22 protein-coding genes and 1 pseudogene are annotated in these 22,132 nt (G+C 68.1%); 1 reads left to right on the forward strand and 22 read right to left on the reverse strand.

Annotated elements, in window-relative coordinates; translation table 11 throughout:
* The 3 genes from pyrH to rpsB form a co-directional block, all read right to left on the reverse strand.
* A complete protein-coding gene (gene pyrH, locus ACFXJL_RS00425; protein ID WP_358878695.1) occupies nt 1-795 on the reverse strand; it encodes a UMP kinase in 795 nt (264 codons plus the stop codon).
* A gap of 192 nt (nt 796-987) precedes the next feature.
* Nucleotides 988-1,833, reverse strand: coding sequence for a translation elongation factor Ts (gene tsf, locus ACFXJL_RS00430; protein WP_358878696.1), 846 nt, complete (start codon nt 1,831-1,833; stop codon nt 988-990).
* Between the two features lie 145 nt (nt 1,834-1,978).
* Entirely contained in the window at nt 1,979-2,914 is a 936-nt protein-coding gene (gene rpsB, locus ACFXJL_RS00435; RefSeq protein ID WP_358878697.1) for a 30S ribosomal protein S2, read from the reverse strand.
* 259 nt (nt 2,915-3,173) lie between these two features.
* Between rpsB and ACFXJL_RS00440 the strand changes: the two genes are divergently transcribed.
* Nucleotides 3,174-4,427: a peptidoglycan DD-metalloendopeptidase family protein gene (locus ACFXJL_RS00440; RefSeq protein ID WP_384688043.1), complete on the forward strand. Its 1,254-nt coding sequence runs from the start codon at nt 3,174-3,176 to the stop codon at nt 4,425-4,427.
* Here the strand turns inward: ACFXJL_RS00440 and ACFXJL_RS00445 are convergent.
* From ACFXJL_RS00445 to ffh, 19 genes and pseudogenes are all read right to left on the reverse strand, one after another.
* Nucleotides 4,378-4,935 carry a helix-turn-helix domain-containing protein gene (locus ACFXJL_RS00445; RefSeq protein WP_329027819.1) on the reverse strand — a complete coding sequence of 186 codons (558 nt, stop codon included), beginning with the start codon at nt 4,933-4,935 and terminating at the stop codon, nt 4,378-4,380. The genes ACFXJL_RS00440 and ACFXJL_RS00445 overlap by 50 nt on opposite strands.
* Nucleotides 4,936-5,006: 71 nt before the next feature.
* On the reverse strand, nt 5,007-5,843 hold the full coding sequence (gene whiG, locus ACFXJL_RS00450; protein ID WP_329023755.1) for an RNA polymerase sigma factor WhiG: 837 nt from the start codon (nt 5,841-5,843) through the stop codon (nt 5,007-5,009).
* 249 nt (nt 5,844-6,092) lie between these two features.
* Nucleotides 6,093-7,283, reverse strand: coding sequence for a DNA-processing protein DprA (gene dprA, locus ACFXJL_RS00455; RefSeq protein ID WP_384689081.1), 1,191 nt, complete (start codon nt 7,281-7,283; stop codon nt 6,093-6,095).
* A 492-nt stretch (nt 7,284-7,775) separates the two neighbouring features.
* The gene (locus ACFXJL_RS00460; RefSeq protein WP_384688045.1) at nt 7,776-9,392 is read right to left on the reverse strand and encodes a YifB family Mg chelatase-like AAA ATPase; all 1,617 of its coding nucleotides are present in this window, start codon (nt 9,390-9,392) and stop codon (nt 7,776-7,778) included.
* Entirely contained in the window at nt 9,392-9,754 is a 363-nt protein-coding gene (locus ACFXJL_RS00465) for a YraN family protein (protein WP_358878699.1), read from the reverse strand. Before ACFXJL_RS00465 ends, ACFXJL_RS00460 begins: the two co-directional genes overlap by 1 nt.
* Before the next feature lie 85 nt (nt 9,755-9,839).
* Nucleotides 9,840-10,148, reverse strand: coding sequence for a DUF2469 domain-containing protein (locus tag ACFXJL_RS00470; protein WP_003993268.1), 309 nt, complete (start codon nt 10,146-10,148; stop codon nt 9,840-9,842).
* Nucleotides 10,149-10,203: 55 nt separating this feature from the next.
* Nucleotides 10,204-10,698 (reverse strand): NUDIX hydrolase, encoded by a 495-nt coding sequence (locus tag ACFXJL_RS00475; protein ID WP_358878748.1) that lies wholly within the window; start codon nt 10,696-10,698, stop codon nt 10,204-10,206.
* Nucleotides 10,699-10,927: 229 nt separating this feature from the next.
* Entirely contained in the window at nt 10,928-11,668 is a 741-nt protein-coding gene (gene lepB, locus ACFXJL_RS00480; protein WP_384688047.1) for a signal peptidase I, read from the reverse strand.
* An 89-nt stretch (nt 11,669-11,757) separates the two neighbouring features.
* Nucleotides 11,758-12,699, reverse strand: a complete 942-nt coding sequence (gene lepB, locus ACFXJL_RS00485) for a signal peptidase I (protein ID WP_358878749.1) — start codon at nt 12,697-12,699, stop codon at nt 11,758-11,760.
* Nucleotides 12,659-13,683, reverse strand: a pseudogene (lepB, locus tag ACFXJL_RS00490) (signal peptidase I). The gene lepB (ACFXJL_RS00485) and the pseudogene lepB (ACFXJL_RS00490) overlap by 41 nt, the downstream one beginning before the upstream one ends.
* Nucleotides 13,676-14,593: a signal peptidase I gene (gene lepB / locus ACFXJL_RS00495; protein ID WP_384639883.1), complete on the reverse strand. Its 918-nt coding sequence runs from the start codon at nt 14,591-14,593 to the stop codon at nt 13,676-13,678. Before lepB (ACFXJL_RS00495) ends, lepB (ACFXJL_RS00490) begins: the two are co-directional and overlap by 8 nt.
* Before the next feature lie 139 nt (nt 14,594-14,732).
* A complete protein-coding gene (gene rplS / locus ACFXJL_RS00500) occupies nt 14,733-15,083 on the reverse strand; it encodes a 50S ribosomal protein L19 (RefSeq protein ID WP_329023743.1) in 351 nt (116 codons plus the stop codon).
* A gap of 130 nt (nt 15,084-15,213) precedes the next feature.
* Nucleotides 15,214-16,035, reverse strand: coding sequence for a tRNA (guanosine(37)-N1)-methyltransferase TrmD (gene trmD / locus ACFXJL_RS00505; RefSeq protein ID WP_384688050.1), 822 nt, complete (start codon nt 16,033-16,035; stop codon nt 15,214-15,216).
* Entirely contained in the window at nt 16,035-16,655 is a 621-nt protein-coding gene (gene rimM, locus ACFXJL_RS00510; RefSeq protein ID WP_358878703.1) for a ribosome maturation factor RimM, read from the reverse strand. Before rimM ends, trmD begins: the two co-directional genes overlap by 1 nt.
* 196 nt (nt 16,656-16,851) lie before the next feature.
* Entirely contained in the window at nt 16,852-17,091 is a 240-nt protein-coding gene (locus ACFXJL_RS00515) for an RNA-binding protein (RefSeq protein ID WP_005311361.1), read from the reverse strand.
* A 2-nt stretch (nt 17,092-17,093) separates the two neighbouring features.
* Nucleotides 17,094-17,543: a 30S ribosomal protein S16 gene (gene rpsP, locus ACFXJL_RS00520; protein ID WP_358878704.1), complete on the reverse strand. Its 450-nt coding sequence runs from the start codon at nt 17,541-17,543 to the stop codon at nt 17,094-17,096.
* A 203-nt stretch (nt 17,544-17,746) separates the two neighbouring features.
* A complete protein-coding gene (locus ACFXJL_RS00525; protein WP_329023736.1) occupies nt 17,747-18,340 on the reverse strand; it encodes a hypothetical protein in 594 nt (197 codons plus the stop codon).
* Between the two features lie 603 nt (nt 18,341-18,943).
* Entirely contained in the window at nt 18,944-20,356 is a 1,413-nt protein-coding gene (gene proS / locus ACFXJL_RS00530) for a proline--tRNA ligase (RefSeq protein WP_384688053.1), read from the reverse strand.
* A gap of 166 nt (nt 20,357-20,522) precedes the next feature.
* Nucleotides 20,523-22,070 (reverse strand): signal recognition particle protein, encoded by a 1,548-nt coding sequence (gene ffh / locus ACFXJL_RS00535; protein ID WP_384688056.1) that lies wholly within the window; start codon nt 22,068-22,070, stop codon nt 20,523-20,525.
* Nucleotides 22,071-22,132 lie beyond the last annotated feature (62 nt).

A 22,132-nucleotide genomic window follows, 5' to 3' on the forward strand; every position in this document is an offset into this window, starting at 1 on the left:
TCAGGCTCGGGTGCCCCGATCGCTCACCAGGGTGCCGATCTTCTCACCCCGGACGGCTCGCGCGATATTGCCCTCGGTGCGCAGTTCGAAGACCAGGATGGGGAGGGAGTTGTCGCGGCAGAGCGTGATGGCGGTGGCGTCGGCGACCTTGAGGTCGCGGGTGATCACCTCGCCGTACTCCAGCGCGTCGAACTTCACCGCGTCGGGGTTGGCCTTGGGGTCGGAGTCGTAGACCCCGTCGACACCGTTCTTCCCCATCAGCAGGGCTTCGGCGTCGATCTCCAGAGCACGCTGGGCTGCGGTGGTGTCCGTGGAGAAGTACGGCATTCCCATACCGGCGCCGAAGATCACGACACGGCCCTTCTCCAAGTGGCGCACGGCCCGCAGCGGGATGTACGGCTCTGCGACCTGGCCCATGGTGATCGCGGTCTGGACCCGTGAGTCGATGCCCTCCTTCTCCAGGAAGTCCTGGAGGGCGAGGCAGTTCATCACGGTGCCGAGCATGCCCATGTAGTCGGAACGGGCCCGGTCCATACCGCGCACCTGGAGTTCGGCGCCGCGGAAGAAGTTGCCGCCACCGATCACGATGGCGATCTGGGCACCGTCACGGACGACCGCGGCGATCTCGCGGGCGATGGCGTGGACGACGTCGGGGTCGACACCGAGCCCCCCGCCGCCCGAGAACGCTTCACCGGAGAGCTTCAGCATGAAGCGTCCGGCCTTGTTCACTTCGTGATTCCCGTCGTGATCGCTGTTGTCGCCGGGAGCCTGGTTGGCGTCCGCGCCCTTGTTCATGGAGATCTCCTCGTGCACATACGAAGAAGGCCATTGCCGCCTGGGTGCTGGTGTCCCTGTCGGCAATGGCCTCCTCGTCAGATCTGCGGTCGTCCGGCGCCTCGGCGCAGCACTGCCGCATGACAATCGCGGCCGATGACTGCGTAAGAAACCCTAGCGGGCTCCCGGACCGATCGCGTACTCGCCGTCTGCTCAGGCGCCGACGCGAATGCGGACGAAGCGCTTCAGCGTGACACCGGCCTCGTCCAGGATCTTCTGGACGGACTTCTTGTTGTCCTTGGCGAACGGCTGCTCAAGAAGGGTGACCTCCTTGAAGAAGCCGTTGACCCGACCCTCGACGATCTTCGGGAGGGCGGCCTCGGGCTTGCCCTCCTCACGCGAGGTGGCCTCGGCGACGCGACGCTCGTTCTCGACGACGTCGGCCGGGACCTCGTCACGGCTGAGGTACTTGGGCGAGAAGGCGGCGATGTGCTGCGCGACGTCCTTGGCGACGACGGCGGCCTCGTCACCGGCCTTGTCCAGCTCGACCAGCACGCCGACCTGCGGCGGAAGGTCGGGCATGGTGCGGTGCATGTAGACGCCCACGTACGCGCCGGTGAACTGCGCGAAACGGTCGAGGACGATCTTCTCACCGAGGTTGGCGTTGGCCTCGTCGACGTACGCCTGAACGGTCTTGCCGGCCTCGATCTCGGAGGCGAGCAGGGCGTCGAGGTCAGCCGGGGAGGTCGCGGCGACGTGCGCGGCGAGCGTGTTGGCGACGGTCTGGAACTTGTCACCCTTGGCGACGAAGTCCGTCTCGCACTTCAGCTCAAGCAGTACGCCGGAGGTCTGGTCCTCGGAGATGAGGGAGACGACGGCGCCGTTCTCAGCGCTGCGGCTCTCGCGCTTGGCGACGCCCTTCTGCCCCTTGACGCGGAGCAGCTCGACGGCCTTGTCGACACTGCCCTCGGCCTCGTCCAGCGCCTTCTTGCAGTCCATCATGCCGGCGCCGGTCAGCTCACGGAGCTTCTTGATGTCAGCGGCGGTGTAGTTCGCCATGTCCTTGAGTCTCTTCTCGAAAGTCAAAAGTCGAAGATCTGCCGAAGATCTAGCGACGATCCGTCGAAGATCTACGGGTGTACGGCGGGGGCCGGTGCACCTGGCACCGTCCCCCGCCGTCTCACCTACCGAAGCTGTACGGCGATCAGCCCTGCTGCTCGGCGTCCGCGGCCGGAGCCTCGGCGACCGGAGCGTCAGCCTCGGCCTCAGCGGCCGGGGCCTCGTCCGCAGCGGCCTCGCCCTCGGCGGCAGCCGGGGTCTCGGCGGCGGCCTCAGCCGGCTTCTCGGCGTCGTCGGACTTCTTGTCGCCCTCAAGCAGGTCGCGCTCCCACTCGGCGAGCGGCTCGCCGACGGCCTTGTCGCCCGGCTTGGAGTCACCGGTCGCGACACCGGAACGGGCGATGAGGCCCTCGGCGACGGCGTCGGCGATCACGCGGGTGAGCAGGGTGACGGAGCGGATCGCGTCGTCGTTGCCCGGGATCTTGTAGTCGACCTCGTCGGGGTCGCAGTTGGTGTCGAGGATCGCGACGACCGGGATGTGGAGCTTGCGCGCCTCACCGACGGCGATGTGCTCCTTCTTGGTGTCGACGATCCAGACGGCGCTGGGCACCTTCTGCATCTCGCGGATGCCGCCCAGGGTCTTCTCCAGCTTGGCCTTCTCGCGGGAGAGAACCAGCAGCTCCTTCTTGGTGAGGCCGGACGCGGCCACATCGTCGAAGTCGATCTGCTCAAGCTCCTTGAGGCGCTGGAGCCGCTTGTAGACCGTGGAGAAGTTGGTCAGCATGCCACCCAGCCAACGCTGGTTGACGTACGGCATGCCCACGCGGGTCGCCTGCTCGGCGATCGCCTCCTGGGCCTGCTTCTTGGTGCCGACGAACATGATGGAGCCGCCGTGGGCGACGGTCTCCTTGACGAACTCGTAGGCGCGGTCGATGTACGACAGCGACTGGAGCAGGTCGATGATGTAGATGCCGTTGCGCTCGGTGAAGATGAAGCGCTTCATCTTCGGGTTCCAGCGACGGGTCTGGTGACCGAAGTGGACGCCGCTTTCCAGCAGCTCCCGCATCGTGACGACGGCCATGGCCGTATCTCCTTGATTCTCGGTTGTGTCCTGACGCCCCGACGCGCCGTGCCACAGGGACCGAGGAGCGCGGCCACCGAAACCTTGAGAGGTGAATGGTGGCGGGGCGTGCGAAGTCGACCCGGTGACCCGGGTCGCCGATAGAAGTGTACGGGACCCGTACGGTGCCGGGTGACGTCGTTGTCCACAACCGACGGGTACTCCACAAATGCCGCCCATGATCCACTTGATGGGGGCTTTGTGCGAGACGGTCTTGGCCATGAACCGGCGTCTGTTCGTCCTGCTGCTCCTGACCGTCTCGGCCGTAGTGCTCCTGGTCGACCCGTGGTCGTCCTCGCAGGTCGGAGCCGTCGACATCGCCCGCACAGCCCCCGTGGCGGACGCAGAACAGGGCGGCAAGCAGGGCGGCGAGAAGGGGGGCGAACAAGGTCGACGGCAGGACGGCGAGCAGGGTCGTCGGCAGGGCGGTCAGCAGGGTGTCACCACCGGGGTGCGCCCGGGCGGCGCCTCAACCACCCGGAGCTGGCCGGTGGGTCCGCCGCGACCCCTGGTGGTGCGGGGCTGGGAGCCGCCTACCTCTCCGTACGGGCCGGGCCACCGGGGGGTGGATCTTTCGGCAGCGCCGGGAACGGTGGTGCGGGCGGCAGCGGCCGGCCGGATCGTGTTCGCCGGCCGGGTGGCGGGCCGGGGAGTGCTGTCGATCAGCCTGACCGAGGCGGAGTCGACAGGCACTCCGCTGCGCACCACGTATGAGCCGGTCGACGCGTTGCTGCCGGTGGGCGCCGAGGTGTCGGCCGGTCAACCGGTGGGCCGGGTGGCCACCGGGGGATCCCACTGTCGGACGGGTTGTCTGCACTGGGGTCTGCGTCGCGGACTCCAGTATCTGGATCCTCTGAGTCTGCTGCCGCCGCAACTGCTCGGGCACGCAGGCCCTCGGCTGCTCCCCGTCATCGGCACGCCACCGCTCGGCGCGAACGTCCCCCTCCCCGCACACTTCACACGTCCACCGCATCCACGGCATCCACGGCATCCACGGCACGACTCTTCCCTCCTGCCTTCCCTCCTGTCACCCGGAGAGCTGGTGCTCAGTGGCGCCGTCCTGGCCCTGTACGGGGTCGTACGCCGCCTCCCTCAGTACCGCCCGACAAGGGGACGACGACATCGCGACCAGGGCGCCAGCGAGCGAAGGGGCCGCAGGGCGGGCTTTCGACCCATCGGGTCCGCGAGCGCCAACCATCACGCGGACCGCGGTAGTGGAATCAACTACGGGTGCCCCGGCACGGGCGGCGCCTGCTCACGAACAAGCCGGGCGCGAAGCGACACGGCGAGCAGCGCCCTGGCACGGTCAGCTCTCGACGACGGCAGATCTGGCTTGAGCCGGAACGGCACAGGTCAGGTCAGGTCAGGTCAGGTCAGGTCAGGTCAGGTCAGGTCAGGTCAGGTCAGGTCAGGTCAGAAAACCATCACGTCTGGACGCCGCGGAGGGCCATGGAGACGGCGGCATTCGCAATGACGTCCGGTTCCTCGGCAGCACCCAACTCGATGCGCCGCACCGCCGCGTCGACCACTCCCTGGAGCAGCATCGCCGCAAGACGGGGCTGACGGTGCCCGAGTTCACCGAGCGCCTCGCCGATCATCGTGATCAAGCCTCCGTGCGCGGCACGGATCTTCTCCCGGGCGCCGGCATCAAGCTCGCTGGCGGAAATGGCGACGACCGCGCGGTGTCGCCGGTCACCCACGAGGGTGAGCTGCTGGCGCACATACGCCTCGATCTTCCCTTCGGCCGTGTCGGCACGGGCCATTGCGCCCTCGACCTCGGCGGCCCAGACGGGGAAGTCGACGGCGCACAGTTCCTCGACGACCGCGGCTCGGGAGCGGAAGTACTCGTACACCGAGGAGCGGGCGAGGCCCGTGCGCTCGGCGAGGGCGGGGAAGGTCAGCGCCTCCGTACCGCCTTCGGACAGGAGGGAACGCGCGGCGTCGAGCAGAGCGTCGCGCTGCATGGTCCGGTGCTCGGCCACGGAGGCCGCTCGAATCCTGGGCACGTCTCCACTTTACGGATATCGCGCAAGAGGCAGGCACGATTCAGCGTTCAACGGCCCACGTCGGCGAGCTTGGCCCGCAGCTGAAGGACCGATTTGGTGTGGATCTGACTGACCCTGCTCTCGGTCACACCGAGGACGTTTCCGATCTCGGCGAGGGTGAGGCCCTCGTAGTAGTAGAGGGTCACCACGGTCTTCTCCCGCTCGGGGAGGGTGTTGATGGCACGGGCGAGCAGACGGCGCAGTTCACGGTCTTCGGCGACCTCGACGGGGTTGTCAGCGGCCGTGTCCTCCAGGGTGTCCATCAGACTGAGCCGGTCGCCGCCCTCGCCGCCGACATGCAGAAGCTCTTCGAGTGCGACGACGTTCGCCAAAGACAATTGGCTGAAAACGGCGTGCAGTTCCTCAACTGCGATACCCATCTCCGAAGCCACCTCAAGCTCCGAAGGGGTCCGTCTGAGCTGGGCTTCCAAGGTGGCGTAGGCGCGTTCCACGGCTCGCGCCTTCTGTCGGACCGACCGCGGGATCCAGTCCAGAGCGCGAAGCTCGTCGATCATCGCCCCTCGGATGCGGGTGATGGCGTAGGTCTCGAACTTGATGGACCGCTCGATGTCGAACTTCTCGATCGCATCGATCAGCCCGAAGACCCCGGACGAGACGAAATCCGCCTGCTCCACATTGGACGGCAGCCCGACGCTGACCCGGCCCGCGACGTATTTCACCAGTGGCGAGTAGTGCAGGATCAACTGCTCACGCAGCCGCTCGTCCCCCGTGGACTTGTACGACCGCCACAGCTCCTCCAAAGAGGAGGGAGCGGGGGGCCGGACGGCGCCACGGGCAGCGCGGGGTACTGCCGCGCGGTCAGACCCGGAGGTGTGCTGTGGCATGGCGTTGCCTTGAGCCGTTCTGCTGTGAGGGGAGTCGGTGAGGGATCGACGAGCGTCTGGGCCAGGAGGGTGAGCGTAGCGTGACTGAACGGTCGCGGTGGGCGAAGGTCTGGTGAACGACCCGCTACGGGGTATCCACCGTCGACCACACCTCGAACCGGCACCGAGACATCACACGCCGGCCCTCAGACGCCACCCACGGGCCCGCAAAAGGTCCTCGACATCACCTTTTCACCCGAATGACCCAGGTCAAGAACCGCCTCGCCGCGCGTTCGACCCGCGGATCGCTTGATCCGTCAACTGCCAGTAGTCGCCATGGCGTTCGACGAAGCCCAGCGCATGCAGCCCGTAGAGCTTGCCGAGCGTCTCTTCCGGCACGGTCCCCGCGATCCGGGCGAGTCGCGCACAGTCAACCGCCCCTCGCGCCGGAACCGCTTCGAGCACCCGGGTGCTCAGCGCGTCCAGTAGATCCCGCGGAAGCACGGGCCCGCGTCGAGCCGGTGCGAGCTCGCCCATCTCCCCCACCAGTTCGACGATTTCATCGACGTCGGTGACCAGCACGCCCTCACCTCGCAGGAGTTCATGGACTCCTGCGGAGAGGCCGCTGGTGGCCGGGCCGGGGATCCCCATCGTGTGGCGCCCCAATCGCTGAGCACAGCGGGCCGTGACCAGGGAGCCGCTGCGGTACTGTGCCTCGATCACCACCGTGCCCCGAGTGAGCGCCGCGATGACGCGGTTGCGCAAGATGAACCGACTGGGCGTGGGGTGATCGCCAGGCGGCAACTCGCCCACGAGTAGGCCCTGTTCGGCGATCCGCCCGATCAACTCGGCATGACCCCGCGGATAGACCGTGTCCACACCGCAGGCGAGCACGGCCACGGTGGCGCCGTCCGCGCCCAGTGCCCCTCGGTGGGCTGCGCCGTCCACGCCGAACGCAGCCCCCGAGACCACGACCCAGCCGCGCTCGGCGAGCCCGGAGCCGAGCACCGCCGCCATGTGCGCGCCATAGGGGGTGCAGGCTCTGGCCCCGACGATCGCCACCGACCGTAGCGCCCAGGCCCTCAGGTCGGGGCGCCCCCGGACCCAGAGTCCCAGGGGTCTGGCGTCCCCGAGATCATCAAGCTGTGTCGGCCACTCCTGGTCACCGGGGCAGATGAAACGACCGCCTGCTTCATCGATGGCGGCCAGGTCACGGCTCGGGGCGGCCTCCCGTGCCCTTGCGCGGAGTGCTGCCAGACGGCGCGGTGTGGCTCCCGTCAATTCCACTGCGCCGGACTCGGGTCCGGCCAGTCTCGCCAGGAGCTCGGGGGCTCCGAACTCCCGGAGCCATCGACCGCCCCGCTCATCTCCGGGCTCGATCACACGAGTGAGGGCTGCTCGTGCCACCCGATCGGGGTCGTCCGCATCCGGCATCGTCTTGCTCTCCCTTCGTTCACACATGTTCGCCGCGGAGGACGCATTCACCTTCCTCGGCCCTCCTCCGTTGAGGACCACACCCACGGTTCGGACCTCCCACCCGCCTCGCCGTGGTTCCGCCCGCGCCCCCGCTTCTCCGGCACCCATCCGCCAGCCTCACCCGCATCCCGCATCCCGCATCCCGCATCCCGCATCAAGGCTGATCGCCCCCTCCCCCGGTCCTGACGTCATCCGCTCTCACCCCGGTACTCCTCACAGGCCCTCCTCCTGGCAGGTCCCGGTACTCCTGGCACGTCCTGATCTCTGGGCTGGGCCTTTCGCCGGCCCGCCACCCCTGGGCCTGAGCTCTGCCGTCCGGACCGCTCATCCGCAGTCCAGCCCGCTCGGTGGTCGCAGGGCCCGAGTTCGCGCACAGGCAACAGCCACGGCAGCCTCGGCGTCCGCCCGTCGCACGCCCAGAGCGCCGGATCTCGGCGTACAGCCAGCGGGGCATGCCCGCCCACTCAGGGGCCGCCTTCACCGACCCCTGGTGCCGACCCGTTGTGGCGTTCCTCGGGCCACCCCGGTGCGCAGGGCCAGCGCAAGATCGACATCAGTCTTCTCCGGCCGATCCCGATCTGCCAGGTCCGCCAGCGTCCAGGCCACCCGCAGCACCCGGTCCAGCCCGCGTGCCGTGAGCAGACCGCGCTCCATATCCCGTTCGGCCGCGGAAAGCGCCCCTGGACCGGCCCGCCACCGCGTCCGCAACTCATAGCCGGGCACTTCGCTGTTCACCCTCCAAGGGGTACCGGTCAACCGCGATCGGGCCCGTCCCCTCGCTGCCAGGACCCTGGCAGCGACCGCCGCGGTGGGCTCGCCGCCTCCTCCTGGCCCCAGAAGATCGCTTCGGCTGACGGGGCCGACTCCGACCCGGAGGTCGATGCGGTCGAGCAGGGGCCCTGACAGACGAGCCTGATAGCGCCGAACCACCGAAGGGGGGCACTCGCACCCTGCCCCGTTGACCGCGTGCCGCCCGCAGGGACAGGGATTCGCGGCGAGGATGAGCAGGAAGCGGGCAGGAAGCCTCACCACCCCGCCGCTCCGCGCCACCACCACATGGCCCGATTCCAGGGGCTGGCGCAGTGCGTCCAACGACTTGGCGGAGAACTCGGGCGCCTCATCCAGGAAGAGGACCCCGCGGTGGGCCAGAGAAACCGCGCCTGGCCTCGGAAGACCATTCCCGCCGCCGACGAGAGAGGGCATGGTCGCCGAATGATGGGGCGCACAGTAGGGAGCGGTGCGCACCAGAGGTTGATCGGGCGGCAGGATGCCCGCCACCGAGTGGACCGCCGTGACCTCCAACGCCTCCTCCTGGGTCAGGGGTGGCAGCACTCCGGGCAAACGCTCGGCAAGCATCGTCTTCCCTGCGCCCGGTGGTCCATGGAGCATCAGATGGTGCCCGCCCGCCGCGGCGACCTCAAGCGCTGTGCGCGCCATGTGCTGCCCCGCCACATCAGCGAGGTCGGCGCAACCGCCAGGAGACGCCCCGAGCCCGGTGCCCAGGCCCGCCCCGGGGACCATCAGTCCGGCCAGCGAACTGTCCGGGCTCCCTTCGGGCGCAGGGGCTTCGTCCGGGACCGGCTCATCGTTGAGCACGGCGATCAACTGGCGCAGGCTCCGCACGCCCAGTACGGAGACGCCCGGCACCAACGCGGCTTCCCCGGCGGTCTGCTCCGGTACGACGACCTGCCGGTATCCCGCCGCGGCAGCCGCGAGCACCGCGGGCAGCACCCCACGCACCGGCCGGACCCTGCCGTCCAGACCGAGTTCGCCGATCAGCACCAGATCGGCCATGGCACCGGGGTCGATGCGCCCCGAAGCCCCGAGCACCGCCGTGGCGATCGCCAGATCGAATCCGCTGCCTCCCTTGGGGACGGATGCCGGGCTCAGACCCACCGTCAGCTTCATCTGCGGCCACTCAGCCCCCGAGTTGACCATGGCTGCGCGCACCCGGTCGCGGCTCTCCACCAGGCTCTTGTCGGGCAGCCCCACCAGCGCGAAGGCCGGCACTCCCCGTTCCAAGTCCGCCTGGACCTCCACCAAGACGCCCTCGACGCCCACGAGCGCCACGGAGCAGGCCCGTGCGAAGGCCATCAGGCCACCCCTCGGACGTGTTCGACCAGCGGTGCTCCCCTTCGGGGCACGAGCACCGCAACCACATCGATCCGCACCCCGCCGGGCGGGGCTCCCCCCTGTTGCTGGAGCCAGCACTCGGCGAGGTGTTTCAGCCGATCGGACTTCGTGGGAGTGATCGCGGCCAGCGGTTGCCCGAAAGGCCCGGGCCTGCGGGTCTTCACCTCACAGATGACCAGGTCATCACCGTCGTGGGCCACGATGTCGATCTCGCCGACCCGTCCACAGCGCCAGTTCCGCGCCAGCACCGTCATTCCGGCTTCGGTCAGCAGCCGCGCCGCCAACTCCTCGCCGTACCGTCCCAGTGCCCCCGTACCGTTCATAGTCGGCACCACCTCCGGCACCGACTCTGACGGGTCACTCCCCTAGGTGTGGATCTTGGTGGACAACCGACCCATTGTGGATAACTCAGCCACTCGGAAGTTCGAGGTCGCTCTTGTTTAGCTCCTCGATGTTCACGTCCTTGAACGTCAGGACGCGGACCTGCTTCACGAATCTCGCAGGGCGGTACATGTCCCAGACCCAGGCGTCCGCCATCGACACCTCGAAGAACACCTCACCCTGGACCGAGTGCACCTGCATCTCGTAGTCATTGGTGAGATAGAAACGACGCTCGGTCTCGATCACGTATTTGAACAATCCGACGACGTCTCGATACTCCCGGTAGAGCTTCAGCTCCATCTCGGTCTCGTACTTTTCGAGGTCCTCGGCGCTCATGGCATGTTCCCCTTCAGCCTTACGTCCCCCTATTGTGCGCCAGCCCCACGGGCCCCTAGACGATTTCGGGGGCCAGGACGACCGGCGTGCTCGGAGGACCCTCGGCGAGCAGCGTGCGCAGCAGCTCGGCGAGCTTGGTCGGGTACACCGTCTCACGCGTCGAGGACAGTTCGGCGGAGGTCCACCACCTCAGACCCGTGACGCTGCGCTGCTCCAGTGCGGTGAGTGCGCGCGGGCCCGTCACGGTCTGGGTGGTGCGTGCCAAGAAGTACCACTCGTCCTGGTCCCACCGCCTGCCGTCGAAGAGGAAGGAGCAGTACCGCTGCCAGAGCACCGGCCCCCACTGCACATCCGTGATCCCCGTTTCCTCGGCCAGTTCGCGCAGTGCGGCCTCCTCACGGGTCTCATCGCCTTCCAGTCCGCCCCCAGGAGTGAACCACCAGGAGTCGGTGGGGTCGTCCGGCTCACAGCCGTGCATCAGCAAGATGCGGTCCTGGGGGTCGAGGAGGACCACACGAGCCACCTTCCTCAGGCGTTCGCCCGAGGTCAGGGATCCATCCGCTGCTGTCAGTGCCTCGTCCGATCGGCCCGCAACAGCCTCGGAGCTCTCGCGATCATCGCCCGCCGGGGTGCCCCGGCTGGTGTCGCCGTTCCTCGCGCCACCCGCCTGTGGTTCCTCACCCGATCCGGCCACGACTTCGCCCTCTGGCGGCGGCTGGCGGCGTTGTCGCTCCGCGTACTCCTGGTACTCCTGGTACTCCTGGTACTCCTGCGTCTCGTCATCCGGCATCCGCGGACACCCTCCCCCGTCGACGTCCAAGGAGTCCTCGCGTCAACGGCCCCCAGGCCGCCCCACCGAAGATCAGCACCGCCCCGACCAGCACCGACCCCACGATCAGCTTCACCGGCCCGGGTCGTGACACCCCGCCCGGCAGCTGTGCGAAGCTCTGCGGTCGCTCCAACACTCCCCCGTCCAGGGGCCAGGCGACCGCGTCCAGCCGTGCCTCCACTGCGGAGCGGGCGACCGATCCCTGTCCGGGGTCCTCAAGGTGGGTACGGGAGTCCAGGGAACCGATCCGCTCGTCGCCCAGCAGGAAGAGCTGCCCCGCGGGCACCTTGGCGGTGAAGTTGCCGGGCGATGCGGGGACGGCGTCAGGCAGATACGGTTCCTCGATCGCAACGCCGTTGACGGTGAGCTTCCGGCCGTCGCCACAGCAGGCGACCTCGTCACCGCCGACGGCGACCACCCTCTTGACCATGGGCAGATCGCCCCAGCCGGCATCCCGGAAGACGACGATGTCACCGCGCCGAACCTCGTCACCGTCGATCCGTTGTGCGAGCACCCGGTCTCCGATCTCGACCGTGGGCGCCATGGAGTCCGTCGGCACGGTGTACGGCCGGTAGACGACAGCGCCCCAGGCGAAGCCCCCGAGGAAGAGCACACAGCCGACGGCCACGGCCACGCTCGACAACACATGGCCGAGCCGGCCGCGGCCGTCATCCGTCTGTATCGTTCCCATGCCCCTCCTCACCCCGACCGACCATCGAACGGCGGGGAGACGGGCTTCCCGTGGCGGTCACTGGCCGATCCGTGAACTGGGACGGAACCCTATCGGGGGGTGGACCCGACGGTCAGCCGCTTCCTGCGCCACAGCACGATCGGCACGGCACCGAGGGCTCCCATCGCCAGCGGCGCGGACGAGACCGCGACGGACGCTGCGGCGTTCAGACCGGACTGGTCGAAGGTGGACGGGATGGGCAGCGTCGCCCAGCGGTTGACCGGCCATGCCACGACCACGGCCCGACCGACGACCTTGTCGACGGGGACGAAGCCCTCGTTGACGTCCTCCATGTGGTACCGGGAGTCCTTGGAGTTCTGGCGGTGGTCGCCCATCACCCAGATCCGGTCCTTCGGCACCTTGAACGGACCGAACGGCTGGTCGTCACAGGCGGTGTTGCCGGGGTAGATGTACGGCTCGTCGAGCACCTTGCCGTTGACCTTGACCGGTCCGCCCTTACGACACTCGATCGTGTCGCCCTCGATGGCGATGGTCCGCTTGATCAGGTCCTTCTCCTCCGCCGACGGCATCAGACCGATGAAGCTGAGGAACTTCTGCAATACGTTCGGCTCGGGCGTCGCCTCGCCGTCCAGCCAGTTGCCGGGGTCATGGAAGACCACGACCTCACCGCGCTCGGGCTCGGAGCCGAACCACGGGGTGAGCTTGTCCACCAGCACCCGGTCACCGCGCTGGAGGGTGTTCTGCATCGAGTCCGAAGGAATCGAGAACGCCTGTACCAGGAAGGTCTTGATCAGCAGCGCGAGAATCAGCGCGATGCCGACCAGGAGGGGCAGTTCCTTCCAGAAGGAGCGCTGCTTCTTCCCTCCATGGTCATCACCCCCGACATCACCGGGGGGATCGTCGAACGAACCGGACGAACCGTCCTTCGAGGGCTCCCCGTCCAGATCGCCCGTCGCCGGCGGGGATGGCTCGGCGGGCCTCCCCGGCCTGTCATCCGGCTGCTCGTGTCCGGACCGTGCGCCGACCGCCACGTCCCCCACATCCACTCCTCACTCCGTTGCCGACCGCCTACCCCGAAGAAGGAGCAGACCTACTACTCCCATAACGAGCGGAAGTTCCGCAGGGCGCGGGAGCGGGACCATTCCCTTGTGATCCTGGGACGACACACTATTCGACTCACGCAGCGCCGCCGTCGCCCCACCCGTCGCGTTGGGGACGGACGCGTAGGTATCGGGCTCTTCCAGCCTGCGCCAGTGCTTGACCGGCCAGGCGATCACCACGGCGCGGCCGACCACCTCCTTCTCGGAGACCGTGCCGCTGTACTCCCGATCCATGTGGGCGCGCGAGTCGGCCGAATTTGATCGGTGGTCGCCCATGACGAAGAGGCGTCCCGGCGGCACCTTTACTTCGAAGGTCAGCGCCGACGGCACATTGCCCGGATTGAGGTACGGCTCCACGAGTGGTACGCCGTTGACGGTGACGCGGCCCTTCTCGTCACAACACAGCACGGTGTCGCCGCCGATGCCGACGACCCGCTTGATCAGGTCCTGCTCCTCGTCCGATGGCAGCAGGCCGATGAAGGTGAGCCCCTGTTTGATCTGTTTGACCCCGATCGGGTCCTTCTTCTTGCTGGTGGTGTCCTGTTCCCGGAGCCAACCGCCCGGGTCCTTGAAGACGACCACGTCGCCGCGTCGGGGCTTGGATCCGAACCAAGGGGTGAGCTTGTCCACCAGCACCCGGTCCTGGATCTTGATCGTCTGTTCCATCGAACCGGAGGGGATCACGAACGCCTGCACCAGGAAGGTCTTGAGGACCAGGGCGATCACCAGGGCCACCACGATGAGCAGCGGGATTTCCTGGAGGGCGGAGCGCCGTCGTTTGCGGCGCACCTTCTTGGCCAGTTTGCGTCGCTCCGCGCGTCCCGGCAACTGCCTGTTCCCGTCCTCGGGCGATCGTGTCCCGGTGGGGAGCCGGGTATCGGTCCTGGGTGCAGCGTGCCGTCCTCGGTTACCCATCTATGCCGCCGGGCCGGCCCGAACCGACGGGCGCAGCCGCTCGGTCGCTCGTGGACCTGTGGGACGAGGGGGAGTCCGGAACGCGACCGAAGGCCGAGGTCCGTTCCACGGACGTCCAGTGCCCGATGGGCCAGATGATCCAGTCCGCCCGCCCGACGACCTTCTCCACCGGAACCATGCCTCCACCAGGGCTACCGAGGTGATCACGGGAGTCGCTGGAGTCGCTCCGGTGATCTCCCATGACCCAGAGGGTCCCCTCCGGGACGACGATGTCGAACGCGACCTCGGAGGCCGTATCGCCGGGATACAGATAGTCCTCATCAACCGCCGTGCCGTTCACCTGGACCCTGCCCCCTTTGTCACAGCAGACCACCCGGTCACCACCCACACCGACCACACGCTTCACGTAGTCCGTGTCGGTCGGGTCAGCGAGGCCGATCGCCGTGAGCACACCCCGTGCCGCGACGCTGACCGGATTCTCTTCCAAGTCTTCCCGAACAAACGAGCCCCTACCGTCGAAGACGATCACATCTCCGCGCTTGGGTTCCGCCCCGAAACGGTACGCCAACTTGTTGGCGAGGACTCGGTCACCAGGGCGGAGGGTCGGTGTCATGGACCCGCTGGGAATCTGGAAGGGCTGGGCGACGAAGTGGCTGAAAAGCAACACCACACTGATGAGAGCCACGGCCAGCAGGGCGGCTCGGCGCCAGGAGAACGCGGCGAACCGCGCCCAAGAAGACGGTTCCGCACCGGCTCCGACACCAGTAGCGCCATCGCCATCGGGATCAGAATCGGCGGCTGCCTGCGGTGTCCCCTCCGCGCCCACCGGGTGCGACGACCCCTCCAACGACTCGCCCGCATCGGGGCCGTGGGAGGGGTCGCGCTCGGTGTGCTTCGCTTCGGTGTCCATCGAGGGCGAAGCCTATCCGGCCCCGCTGTGGAGGCGGATGGCGAGCAACCCAGGGTGTGCCGTCGCCCCGGGAACGCAAAAACCGGGCCACCGCGATGCGGTGACCCGGCTACCGTCGACGCCCGAAAGGCGCGACGGCTCAGTTGTCGCGCTTCTCCTTGATCTTCGCGGCCTTGCCGCGCAGCTCACGGAGGTAGTACAGCTTGGCGCGGCGGACGTCACCGCGCGTGACCAGCTCGATCTTCTCGAAGATCGGGCTGTGCACCGGGAAGGTGCGCTCAACGCCGACGGAGAAGGAGACCTTGCGAACGGTGAAGGTCTCGCTGACGCCAGCGCCCTGGCGACGAATGACGACACCCTTGAACTGCTGGATACGGGAGCGGTTGCCCTCGATGACGCGAACGTGAACGTTCACGGTGTCACCGGGACGGAATGCCGGGACGTCAGTCCGCAGCGAGGCGGAGTTGACGACGTCGAGCACGTGCGACATGTTCGTCTGCTTTCTTCGCGATGCCACAGGTCATCAGCGGGAGAGAGGATGAGATTCTGAGGACCGCTGCGTCGAAGCGGGCGTCGTGTCCCCCTGTGGCAGGGGCGCGCGCCGGACGTACGGCAGCTGCCTATTCTTCCACGGCTCCCGGCCTGCGCCAAAATCCGCCGTCTGCCACCGGGGCCCAGCCCAGGATGGAGAGGATCTCCCGGTCCTTCTTGTCGAAGTCGGCCGGGTCACAGCGTTCGAGCAGATCGGGCCGGTTGAGGGCGGTGCGGCGCAATGCCTCGTCCCGCCGCCAGCGGGCGATCTTCCCATGGTGCCCACTGACCAGTACGTCCGGAATGGCACGGCCCCGCCAGGTCGGCGGCTTGGTGTAGACGGGCCCTTCCAACAGGTTGGCCATGGCACCGGGGGCGAAGGAGTCGTCGCGGTGGGACTCGGCATTGCCGAGGACGCCCGGCAGCAGCCTGGCCACCGCCTCGGTCATCACGAGTACGGCCGCTTCTCCCCCTGCGAGGACGTAGTCGCCGATGGAGACCTCGTACACGGGCATCCGGGTGGCGTACTCGTCGATGACCCTGCGGTCGATTCCCTCGTAGCGGGCCGGGGTGAAGATCAGCCAAGGGCGGGTGGAGAGTTCGACGGCGACTTCCTGGGTGAACGGCCGCCCGCTGGGGGTGGGAACCACCAGGACGGGGCCCTGTGCCCCGGATTCGTAGCCGCCGGCCAGTACCTCGTCCAGGGCCTGGCCCCAGGGCTCGGTCTTCATCACCATGCCCGGGCCGCCGCCGTAGGGGGTGTCGTCGACGGTGTTGTGCCGGTCGAAGGTCCACTGGCGCAGATCGTGCACCCGCACGTCGAGCTGTCCGCGGGCACGGGCCTTGCCGACGAGGGAGACGTTCAGGGGTTCCAGGTACTCGGGGAAGATCGTGACGACGTCGAGCCGCATCAGGCATCGCCCTCGGGGGCGCGGCCGGTGTCGGAAGAGGGGGATCCACCGGCCTCATCGCCCGGGTGCCGCGGCGACGAGTCCGCGTCACGGGCGGAGGCGATCTCGGCACGGTCGTCGATCAACCCGGGCGGGGGGTCGATCACGGCGCGCTGCTCTTCGAGGTCGATCTCGACGACGATCTCCTCCACGAAGGGGATCATCGTCTCGCTGCCGTCCTCGCGCTCCACGATCAGCAGATCCTGGGAGGCCAGATGGCTGATCTCCGTGATCCGGCCGACCTCGGCGCCGTCGACGGTGACCACATCGAGGTCGATGAGCTGGTGGTCGTAGTACTCGTCCGGGTCGTCGGGCTGCTCCTCGGGGTCCACCTCGGCGATCAGCAGGGTGTTCCGGAGGGCTTCGGCGCCGGTGCGGTCCCGTACGCCTGCGAACCGCAGCAGCAGCCGGCCGCTGTGCACCCGGCCGGTTTCGATCGTCAGCGGTCCGATGCCGGCCGGGTCGGTGGCCAGTACCGCCCCGGGGGCGAGCCGCTGTTCCGGCTCGTCCGTGCGCACATCGACGGTGACCTCGCCCTTGATGCCATGGGCGCGGCCGATCCGGGCGACTACCAACTGCACTTCGCACTCTCTCCTGTCACGGGCCCTGAGAACGTCAACGGACATCGACGCATGAGCCACCGCTGCCACCGGACGCCGATTTGACCGGCGTCCGGTCGGTGACGACCGCGGATCCGGACGACCACGGTGGTCGGTACGACTACGGGCCGGGGACGGCCAGGAGGCCATCCCCGGCCCGAGCCGGTGTTTCACTGGATCAGCGGACCTGGTCCACATCGACGAGGTCGACACGGATGCCACGGCCGCCGATGGCGCCCACGACGGTACGGAGGGCACGGGCGGTACGGCCGTTGCGACCGATCACCTTACCGAGATCATCGGGATGAACCCGGACCTCAAGCACCCGTCCGCGGCGCAGATTGCGCGAGGCGACCTGCACATCGTCGGGGTTGTCGACGATGCCCTTCACGAGGTGCTCAAGAGCCTCCTCGAGCATGCTCAGGCCTCAGTCGACTCAGCGGCGGACGCAGAGGTGTCTGCCGCCTCGTCCGCCTTCTTGTCGCTCTTCTTCGCCTTCGGCGTGATGGCCTCGCCCTTGGGCTCGCCGGCCTCAAGGGCCTTGGCGAACTCGTCGAACGCGGCACGCTTGTTCGCCTTGGGCTCGGCCACCAGCAGCGGCGCCGGGGCCGGGAGGCCCTTGTGCGCCTGCCAGTCACCGGTGAGCTTCAGGATCGCGAGGACGGGCTCGGTCGGCTGCGCGCCGACGGAGAGCCAGTACTGCGCGCGCTCCGAGTTGACCTCGATGCGGGAGGGGTTCTGCACCGGGTGGTACAGGCCGATCTCCTCGATGGCCCGGCCGTCACGGCGGGTACGGGAGTCGGCGACGACGATGCGGTAGTGAGGCGAACGGATCTTGCCCAGACGCTTCAGCTTGATCTTGACTGCCACGGAAGTGGTGTCTCCTGGTCTTGACGTGGTTGGGCACAACAAGATGCCACGTGGGGTTGCGGCACTCGGGTGCCCGGTGGACGCGTCAGCCGGAGGAGAGAGGGGTCCTGGTCGGCCGTCGAGTACAGCTATTCATTGTGCCACACGTCGCATATGCGCTTCCCCCGGACCTGCACCGCCCCCGTCGGGCGGCCGGACCGAGGTCAGCTCGCCGCGGCGACCGGCTCGGGGATGCGGAAGGGCTTGCCGCAACCTCCGCACACGATGGGTGCCTGGGCGAGGACCGACGGCACCACACGGACGTTGCGACCGCAGTCGCAGACCGCCTTGACCCGCACACCGCCACCGGACGACCCGTGCCGGGCCGCAGGGCCGCGGAACGAGCGCTTGGTGTCGGAGGCCGTGGCGACCGTGTGCGCCTTCAGGGCACGCTGTAGTCGCTCCATTGTGGGGCGGTAGCGGCGCTTGGCCTCGGGGTTCAGCACGACCAGCGAGAAGCCACTGCTGGGATGCGGCTCGTCGGCGTGGTCGAGGCCCATCTCCTCGGCGATCGCGAGAAAACGACGGTTGTGATAGCGGCCGGCGCGTGAGGTGTCACGGACGCCTCGCGCAGCGGCAATGCCGTGGACTGCTTCATGAAGCAGTCGCTCGAAGGAGAGTTCGGCGCCGCAAGCGGACGAGGACTCTCCGATCAGGGACTCTGGCGCGGCGAGATCTGGCAGTTCAGGGTGGTGCCGCTGAATATCGGCCCATGCCTGTGCCAGCTCTGCGGCGAGAACAGGTGGTGTCGTGCTCACGTCGTGATAACGAGCCTGACGGCCCCCGGGTTCCATTACGGGGCATCTCAAATATTTTGCACGTACCAGTCAGTTGGAGATGATGCGTCCTGACGGGGCGGGTCAGCAGAATCTACGGAGAAGCGGCACAGCTCGCCCCAAGGTGGCATGTAGTGCCTCCGTGGATGTACTGGTCCTGGCGTACGAATTTTGGGCGTGCACCGGGATGCACAGGAACATCTTCCGCGCACGGGCATCCCGGTGGGGTGGTTTTCCACCGGCCCGAAAGACAACGGTGACCGCCCCCGGGCCCTGCGAGCGGTGCGCCCGGCGGTTCCCCGCCGTGCACCCAGGCCGAAGCCTCCCCGCGAAGCACCCTGGCCCGCCGCTGCTCCGCCCCTGATCTGCCACGGAGAACGCGGCCCAGCCCCGGATCACCTTTCGCTGATCATGGACGCATCCCCGGTGGAGCACCCCGTCCATGGGTCCCCGGCGAGATCGGGACCGAGCAGGGCTGCCCCGATCCCGGGTTCGCCCCGCATCGAAGAACGGCCGAAAGGGGCCGAAGCCTCAAGGAGCCGCACCGTCTCCCTGAGGTCGGGAACCAACCGGGCACACGGTCGATCAGTACGCCCGGCCCACGACGGCGAGGGTGCCGGGGGCATCGTCCTCGGCGGGTACCGAGCCGTCCTCCGTGATCAGACAGCGCACCGACACACCCCGCTCGGCCAGGGCAGCCTCGCCGTCCTGACCCAGCACCGACCAGGGAATCCGCGCCCAACCACCGGCCAGGGCCGCCTGCGCCGCATCCTCGATCACGGTGACGTCGCTGGTACGGGACTCCCTCCGCTCCCGCGACTGCCGCAGCAATACGGCCTGGTCCTCATCGAGCAGTGCGGGAACGCGCGCCGCCAGGGTGTCGATGTGCACCGGCTCCTTGCCGCCCGCAATGCGGCGGACGAGCATCGCGGTCCCGTCCGCCAGGTCGCGCGGCCCCACTTCGACCCGTACGGGTACGCCCTTCAGCTCCCAGTCCACCGCGCGCCGGCCGAAGGGGGTGTCGATCCGGTCGTCGACCTGGACGCGCACACCGACCGCCCGGAGCCGATCACCGATCTCGTGGACCGCCGCGACGGACTCGTCGCCCTTGATGGCCATGACGACGACCTGAACGGCCGCGAGCCGGGGCGGTACGCGCAGTCCGTCGTCGTCGCCGTGGGACATGATCAATCCACCGATCATCCGGGTGGAAGCGCCCCACGAGGTCTGCCAGACGAACTCCTGCTGGCCCTCCTTCGAGAGGTACCTGGTGTGGAAGGCACGGGCGAAGTTGGTGCCGAGTTCATGGCTCGTGCCCATCTGGAGCGCCTTGCCGTCGCCCATCATCCCTTCGAGGGTGAGGGTGTTGATGGCTCCGGCGAACCGCTCCCTGGGGGTCTTGCGACCGAGCAGCACGTCGATGCCGAGGACGTTGACCATGAAGTCCGCGTACACCTCGCGGTGGATGTGGGCGGCGTAGTCGCGCGCCTCCTCCTGGGTGGCGTGCGCGGTGTGGCCCTCCTGCCAGAGGAACTCGGTCGTACGGAGGAAGACGCGCGGACGCATCTCCCAGCGCACGACGTTGGCCCACTGGTTGATCAGCAGCGGCAGGTCCCGGTAGCTCTGCACCCACTTGGCGAAGTAGTCGTTGATGATCGTCTCGGAGGTGGGGCGGACCACGACGGGTTCGTCGAGTTCCTTGCCGCCGCCGTGGGTGACGACCGCCAGTTCGGGTGCGAAGCCTTCGACGTGCTCGGCTTCCCGGGTCAGATAGGACTGCGGGATGAAGAGGGGGAAGTAGGCGTTCTGGGCACCGGCGGCCTTGATCCGGGCGTCCAACTCCTGCTGCATCCGCTCCCACAGGCCGTAGCCGTACGGCCGGATGACCATGGTGCCGCGTACCGGGCCGTTGTCCGCCAACTCGGCCTTGGTGATGAGGTCTTGGTACCAGCGGGGAAAGTCGTCCGACTGCGGGGTGAGTACGGGTGCCTTGGCCATGGCGCGCATCGTACAGCGATGGGGGCCGCTCATCGGCGGGGCTCGAAGGTGGACGCCGCGGCTGCTATACCGGCGCGGAGGAGCGGGCGCAGAGACGACTGCGGCACCCGCTCGCAGGGAGTCGGGTGCCGCAGTCGTCAGCCGTCGACCGGTGCGTCGAACCGGGTCAGCCCATGAACTTCTTGAACTCGTCCGGCAGTTCGAAGTTCTTGTCCTCCGCGGCCGGAAGGCCGAAGGCGCCGCCCTGTGCGGCCTGCTCCCGCTTCTCGGCTGCGGCCTCTTCCTCGGCCTTGCGCTTCATCGGGTTGCCGCTGCGGCGCTTGCCCTTGGCCTGCTTCTGCTGCTTGCGCTGACGTCCCGCACCGCCGCCCATGCCGGGGATGCCCGGCATCCCGGGCATCCCGCCGCCCTGCGCCATCCTCGACATCATCTTGCGGGCCTCGAAGAACCGCTCGACGAGGGACTTCACGGCGCTGACCTCGACACCCGAACCCTTGGCGATCCGGGCCCGGCGCGAGCCGTTGATGATGGTCGGGTCGTGGCGCTCACCCGGGGTCATCGACTTGATGATGGCGGCCGTACGGTCGACATCGCGCTCGTCGATGTTGTTGATCTGGTCCTTCATCTGGGCCATGCCGGGCAGCATCCCGAGCAGCTTGCTGATGCTGCCCATCTTCCTGACCTGCTCCATCTGCGCCAGGAAGTCGTCGAGCGTGAAGTCCTTGCCCTTGCTGCTCGCCAGTTTGGAGGCCATCTTGGCGGCCTCTTCCTGGCTGAAGGTCCTCTCGGCCTGCTCGATCAGGCTCAGTACGTCGCCCATGCCGAGGATGCGGGACGCCATCCGGTCGGGGTGGAACGCGTCGAACTCGTCCAGCTTCTCGCCGTTGGAGGCGAACATGATCTGGCGGCCGGTGACGTGCGCGATGGAGAGCGCCGCACCACCGCGGGCGTCGCCGTCGAGCTTGGAGAGGACGACGCCGTCGAAGCCGACGCCGTCACGGAACGCCTCGGCGGTGTTGACCGCGTCCTGGCCGATCATCGCGTCGACGACGAAGAGGATCTCGTCGGGGCTGACGGCGTCGCGGATGTCCGCGGCCTGCTGCATCAGCTCCTGGTCGATGCCGAGCCGGCCGGCGGTGTCGACGACGACCACGTCGTACTGCTTGGCCCGGGCGTGCTCCAGGGAGTCCTTGGCGACCTGGACGGGGTCTCCGACGCCGTTGCCCGGCTCGGGCGCGTACACGGCGACACCGGCGCGCTCGGCGACGACCGAGAGCTGGTTGACGGCGTTCGGACGCTGGAGGTCACAGGCGACCAGCAGCGGGGAGTGGCCCTGCTCCTTGAGCCAGCGGCCGAGCTTGCCGGCGAGGGTGGTCTTACCCGCACCCTGGAGACCGGCGAGCATGATGACCGTCGGCGCGGTCTTGGCGAAGCGCAGCCGACGGGTCTCGCCACCCAGGATGGAGACCAGTTCCTGGTTGACGATCTTGATGAACTGCTGGCTCGGGTTGAGCGCCTTGGAGACATCGGCGCCCCGGGCTCGCTCCTTGACGCTCGCGATGAAGGCCCGTACGACGGGGAGGGCGACATCCGCTTCGAGCAGGGCGATACGGATTTCCCGGGCCGCGCCGTCGATGTCCGCCTCGCTGAGGCGACCCTTGCCCCTCAGGGTTTTGAAGGTATTCGCCAAGCGGTCGGAAAGAGTGTCGAACACGGCGCTCGTCGGTCCTCAGAGTCGGGGGCAGTGGGAATCGCCCTCCAGAGTATCCGGCCCGG

Origin of the sequence: Streptomyces sp. NPDC059256 (assembly GCF_042753785.1) — a bacterium.
Classification (GTDB): Bacteria; Actinomycetota; Actinomycetes; order Streptomycetales; family Streptomycetaceae; genus Streptomyces.

What these genes read in the sequence shown, in the direction of transcription:
- ACFXJL_RS00465 (WP_358878699.1), bottom strand. Translation starts at nt 9,754, where the DNA reads ATGAACGGTACGGGGGCACTGGGACGGTACGGCGAGGAGTTGGCGGCG.
- proS (WP_384688053.1), bottom strand. Translation starts at nt 20,356, where the DNA reads ATGGCCAAGGCACCCGTACTCACCCCGCAGTCGGACGACTTTCCCCGC.
- ACFXJL_RS00440 (WP_384688043.1), top strand. Translation starts at nt 3,174, where the DNA reads ATGAACCGGCGTCTGTTCGTCCTGCTGCTCCTGACCGTCTCGGCCGTA.
- whiG (WP_329023755.1), bottom strand. Translation starts at nt 5,843, where the DNA reads ATGCCACAGCACACCTCCGGGTCTGACCGCGCGGCAGTACCCCGCGCT.
- ACFXJL_RS00460 (WP_384688045.1), bottom strand. Translation starts at nt 9,392, where the DNA reads ATGGCCTTCGCACGGGCCTGCTCCGTGGCGCTCGTGGGCGTCGAGGGC.
- ACFXJL_RS00515 (WP_005311361.1), bottom strand. Translation starts at nt 17,091, where the DNA reads ATGCTCGAGGAGGCTCTTGAGCACCTCGTGAAGGGCATCGTCGACAAC.
- trmD (WP_384688050.1), bottom strand. Translation starts at nt 16,035, where the DNA reads ATGCGGCTCGACGTCGTCACGATCTTCCCCGAGTACCTGGAACCCCTG.
- ACFXJL_RS00470 (WP_003993268.1), bottom strand. Translation starts at nt 10,148, where the DNA reads ATGAGCGCCGAGGACCTCGAAAAGTACGAGACCGAGATGGAGCTGAAG.
- rplS (WP_329023743.1), bottom strand. Translation starts at nt 15,083, where the DNA reads ATGTCGCACGTGCTCGACGTCGTCAACTCCGCCTCGCTGCGGACTGAC.
- lepB (WP_384688047.1), bottom strand. Translation starts at nt 11,668, where the DNA reads ATGGGAACGATACAGACGGATGACGGCCGCGGCCGGCTCGGCCATGTG.
- tsf (WP_358878696.1), bottom strand. Translation starts at nt 1,833, where the DNA reads ATGGCGAACTACACCGCCGCTGACATCAAGAAGCTCCGTGAGCTGACC.
- pyrH (WP_358878695.1), bottom strand. Translation starts at nt 795, where the DNA reads ATGAACAAGGGCGCGGACGCCAACCAGGCTCCCGGCGACAACAGCGAT.
- dprA (WP_384689081.1), bottom strand. Translation starts at nt 7,283, where the DNA reads ATGTGTGAACGAAGGGAGAGCAAGACGATGCCGGATGCGGACGACCCC.
- rpsB (WP_358878697.1), bottom strand. Translation starts at nt 2,914, where the DNA reads ATGGCCGTCGTCACGATGCGGGAGCTGCTGGAAAGCGGCGTCCACTTC.
- lepB (WP_384639883.1), bottom strand. Translation starts at nt 14,593, where the DNA reads ATGGACACCGAAGCGAAGCACACCGAGCGCGACCCCTCCCACGGCCCC.